Source organism: Neisseria sp. P0001.S005 (assembly GCF_051963715.1).
In genome coordinates this window covers 1-4,167 of record NZ_JBQCTZ010000260.1, presented here as the reverse complement: position 1 = coordinate 4,167, position 4,167 = coordinate 1, and the positions used below count along the sequence as shown (strand labels likewise).

Here is a 4,167-nt window from a genome sequence, read left to right as displayed (position 1 = left end):
AGCATTGAATCTTTGGCTGACAACGATGCCGTATTGGTAGTCGGCGCGAACTTGCGCAAAGAACAGCCGCTCCTGACCGCCCGCCTGCGCCGTGCCGCCAAAGACCGTATGGCCTTGAGCGTATTGGCCAGCAGTAAAGAAGAATTGTTTATGCCGCTTCTGTCTCAAGAAGCCGCACATCCCGACAAATGGGCAGGCCGTCTGAAAAAACTGTCTGGCAATGCGGAACACGCAGTTACCGCCAGCCTGAAAAACGCTGAAAAAGCAGCAGTGATTTTGGGTGCGGAAGTGCAAAACCATCCTGATTACGCCGCCATTTATGCCGCCGCACAAGAGCTGGCAGATGCAACCGGCGCAGTGCTGGGCATTTTGCCGCAAGCCGCCAACAGCGTTGGTGCGGATGTCTTGAATGTAAACTCCGGCGAGAGCGTTGCCGAAATGGCAAACGCGCCGAAACAGGCAGTCTTGCTGCTCAACGTCGAGCCTGAAATCGATACGGTTGACGGTGCAAAAGCCGTAGCCGCGTTGAAACAGGCGAAAAGCGTGATGGCGTTTACACCGTTTGTCAGCGAAACGCTGCTGGACGTGTGCGACGTATTGTTGCCGATTGCGCCGTTTACCGAAACTTCGGGCAGCTTCATCAATATGGAAGGCCGTCTGCAATCTTTCCACGGCGTGGTACAAGGCTTCGGCGATTCGCGTCCGCTGTGGAAAGTGTTGCGCGTATTGGGCAACCTGTTTGACTTGAAAGGTTTTGAATACCACGATACCGCTGCGATTCTGAAAGATGCGCTGGATGCAGAAAGCCTGCCGTCCAAACTGGACAACCGCAGCACATGGGCAGGGGAGGGCGTTCAGACGGCCTCAGACCGCCTCGTCCGTGTCGGCGGCATCGGTATTTATCACACTGATTCTATCGTGCGTCGTTCTGCGCCGTTGCAAGAAACCAGCCATGCCGCCGTGCCTGCTGCGCGTGTAAATCCGAACACATTGGCACGCTTGGGCCTGCAAGACGGACAAACCGCTGTCGCCAAACAAAACGGCGCAAGCGTATCGGTTGCCGTCAAAGCCGATGCCGGTTTGCCTGAAAACGTGGTGCATCTGCCGCTGCATACCGAAAATGCCGCGCTGGGTGCGTTGATGGACACTATTGAACTGGCGGGAGCTTGATCATGCAAGAATGGTTCCAAAACCTCTTTGCCGCAACGCTCGGTCTGGGCGATTTGGGCATCACCGTAGGCTTGGTGGTATCCGTCATCGTCAAAATCGTGATTATCCTGATTCCGCTGATTCTGACCGTTGCCTACCTGACGTATTTCGAACGTAAAGTCATCGGCTTTATGCAGCTTCGTGTCGGCCCGAACGTGACCGGCCCGTGGGGTCTGATTCAGCCGTTTGCCGACGTGTTCAAACTCTTGTTTAAAGAGGTAACCCGTCCGAAGCTGTCAAACAAAGCCCTGTTCTATATCGGCCCGATTATGTCGCTCGCCCCGTCTTTTGCGGCATGGGCAGTGATTCCGTTCAACGAAGAATGGGTGCTGACCAACATCAATATTGGCCTTTTGTACATCCTGATGATTACCTCGCTGTCGGTTTACGGCGTGATCATCGCGGGCTGGGCTTCCAACTCCAAATATTCGTTCTTGGGTGCAATGCGTGCTTCCGCACAAAGCATTTCCTACGAGATTGCCATGAGTGCCGCGCTGGTGTGCGTTGTGATGGTATCGGGCAGCATGAACTTCTCCGACATCGTTGCCGCACAAGCCAAAGGTATTGCCGGCGGCTCGGTATTCTCTTGGAACTGGCTGCCGCTCTTCCCTATCTTCATCGTCTATCTGATTTCCGCCGTTGCCGAAACCAACCGCGCGCCGTTTGACGTAGCAGAGGGCGAATCCGAAATCGTTGCCGGCCACCACGTCGAATATTCCGGCTTCGCGTTCGCGCTGTTCTTCCTTGCAGAATACATTTTCATGATTCTGATTGCCGCGCTGACATCACTGATGTTCCTCGGCGGCTGGTTGTCTCCGTTCCCGCAAAGCTGGGGCTTTATCGGTACGCCTTCCGCATTCTGGATGTTCGTGAAAATGGCGGCGGTGCTGTACTGGTATCTGTGGATCCGTGCAACTTTCCCACGTTACCGTTACGACCAAATCATGCGTTTAGGCTGGAAAGTGCTGATTCCGATCGGCTTCGCCTACATCGTGATTTTGGGCGTGTGGATGATTTCACCGCTGAATTTGTGGAAATAGGGCAGGGAGGCCGTCTGAAAGTTTTCAGGTAGCCTATAACCCAAATTTTTAACCGTTTCAAACCGAGAGAACCTAATGAAAGCTCAATGCCTGTGTGGCGCAGTATCACTGGAAACCGCCGAAAACCGCGAACTCCACGCCTGCCATTGCGGAAGATGCCGCGTATGGGGCGGTGGCGCGTCTTTTACTTTGGCCGCCCAGTCGCCTGAAATTACAGGCAGCGAACACATTGCGCATTATCAGTCGTCCGAATGGGCGCAACGCTGTTTTTGCAAACACTGCGGCACACATCTGTTTGTGAAAGTTGGCAACGATTATTACATCAACGCCGGGCTGTTTGCCGACAACGCGGGCTTTGAAACCACTTCGCAAATCTTTATCGATTGCAAAGCTCCGTATTACGACTTGGCCAACGATACCCCGAAGCTGACCGAAGCAGAGTTTTTAGAAATGGTGGGCGCGGCAGGTTAAAAAACCGCTTTCAGACGGCCTGTAAACAGAACAATCCGAAAAGAGCATCCGAAAATGGCTAATTTAGTAAAAACCTTCCTGCTGGGCGAATTGGTGAAAGGCATGGGCGTAACGCTCAAAAATTTCTTCGCCCGCAAAGACACGATTTACTTCCCTGAAGAAAAAACGCCGCAATCCGTGCGTTTCCGCGGTTTGCACGCGCAACGCCGTTATCCGAACGGCGAAGAGCGCTGTATTGCGTGTAAATTGTGCGAGGCAGTTTGTCCGGCAATGGCGATTAACATCGAATCGGAAGAACGCGAAGACGGCACGCGCCGCACCAAGCGTTACGACATCGACCTGACCAAGTGCATCTTCTGTGGTTTCTGCGAAGAGGCCTGCCCGACCGATGCGATTGTGGAAACCCATATTTTTGAATATCACGGCGAGAAAAAAGGCGACTTGCACATGACCAAGCCGATTCTTTTGGCCATTGGCGACAAATACGAAGCCGAAATCGCCAAGCGCAAAGCCGCTGACGCGCCGTATCGTTAAGGAGCAGACGAATGACTTTTTCCGCGATTCTGTTCTATATTCTTGCCGCCATCGTTTTGTACGGTGCGGTTCGTACCGTTACCGCTAAAAACCCCGTACATGCCGCTTTGCATCTGGTGCTGACCTTCTGCGTAAGCGCGATGATTTGGATGCTGATGCAGGCCGAATTCTTGGGCGTGACGCTGGTGGTGGTTTACGTCGGCGCCGTGATGGTGTTGTTCCTGTTCGTCGTGATGATGTTGAACATCGACATTGAAGAAATGCGCGCCGGTTTCTGGCGTCATGCGCCTGTTGCCGGTGTGGTCGGCACATTGTTGGCGGTTGCCCTGATCCTGATTCTGGTCAACCCGAAAACCGACCTGGCCGCATTTGGTCTGATGAAAGACATTCCCGCCGATTACAATAATATCCGCGATTTGGGCAGCCGTATTTATACCGACTACCTGTTGCCGTTTGAATTGGCGGCGGTATTGCTGCTGTTGGGCATGGTGGCCGCGATTGCGCTGGTTCACCGCAAAACCACCAATCCGAAACGTATGGATCCTGCCGACCAAGTTAAAGTACGTGCCGACCAGGGCCGTATGCGTCTGGTGAAAATGGAAGCGGTCAAACCGCAAGTCGAATCTGCCGAAGAGAGCGAAGTTTCAGACGGCCTCAAGCCGGAAGGGGAGGGCAAAGCATGATTACCTTGACGCATTATTTGGTATTGGGTGCGCTCCTGTTCGGTATCAGCGCAATGGGTATCTTTATGAACCGCAAAAACGTGCTGGTATTATTGATGTCCATCGAGCTGATGCTTTTGGCAGTGAACTTCAACTTTATCGCCTTCTCGCAATATTTGGGCGATACTGCCGGACAAATTTTCGTATTCTTCGTATTGACCGTTGCCGCTGCCGAATCTGCCATCGGTTTG

Annotated in this window: 6 protein-coding genes; all 6 read left to right on the top strand. The window is 53.2% G+C overall.

The window, feature by feature from the left end; all coding sequences use genetic code 11:
- A partial coding sequence (locus ACTHSP_RS18415) for a molybdopterin-dependent oxidoreductase (protein ID WP_440346626.1) occupies positions 1 to 1,170 on the top strand: 1,170 nt, incomplete at its 5' end.
- A gap of 2 nt (positions 1,171 to 1,172) precedes the next feature.
- On the top strand, positions 1,173 to 2,249 hold the full coding sequence (gene nuoH, locus ACTHSP_RS18410; protein ID WP_002216340.1) for an NADH-quinone oxidoreductase subunit NuoH: 1,077 nt from the start codon (positions 1,173 to 1,175) through the stop codon (positions 2,247 to 2,249).
- Between the two features lie 75 nt (positions 2,250 to 2,324).
- Complete coding sequence (locus tag ACTHSP_RS18405; RefSeq protein WP_049350685.1) at positions 2,325 to 2,720, top strand: GFA family protein; 396 nt, start codon at positions 2,325 to 2,327, stop codon at positions 2,718 to 2,720.
- Positions 2,721 to 2,774: 54 nt separating this feature from the next.
- Entirely contained in the window at positions 2,775 to 3,254 is a 480-nt protein-coding gene (nuoI, locus tag ACTHSP_RS18400; RefSeq protein WP_002216341.1) for an NADH-quinone oxidoreductase subunit NuoI, read from the top strand.
- Positions 3,255 to 3,265: 11 nt separating this feature from the next.
- Complete coding sequence (locus ACTHSP_RS18395) at positions 3,266 to 3,937, top strand: NADH-quinone oxidoreductase subunit J (protein WP_003676988.1); 672 nt, start codon at positions 3,266 to 3,268, stop codon at positions 3,935 to 3,937.
- Positions 3,934 to 4,167: NADH-quinone oxidoreductase subunit NuoK (nuoK, locus tag ACTHSP_RS18390; protein ID WP_440346625.1), on the top strand; the 234-nt coding region annotated here is incomplete at its 3' end. The genes ACTHSP_RS18395 and nuoK, both read left to right, overlap by 4 nt.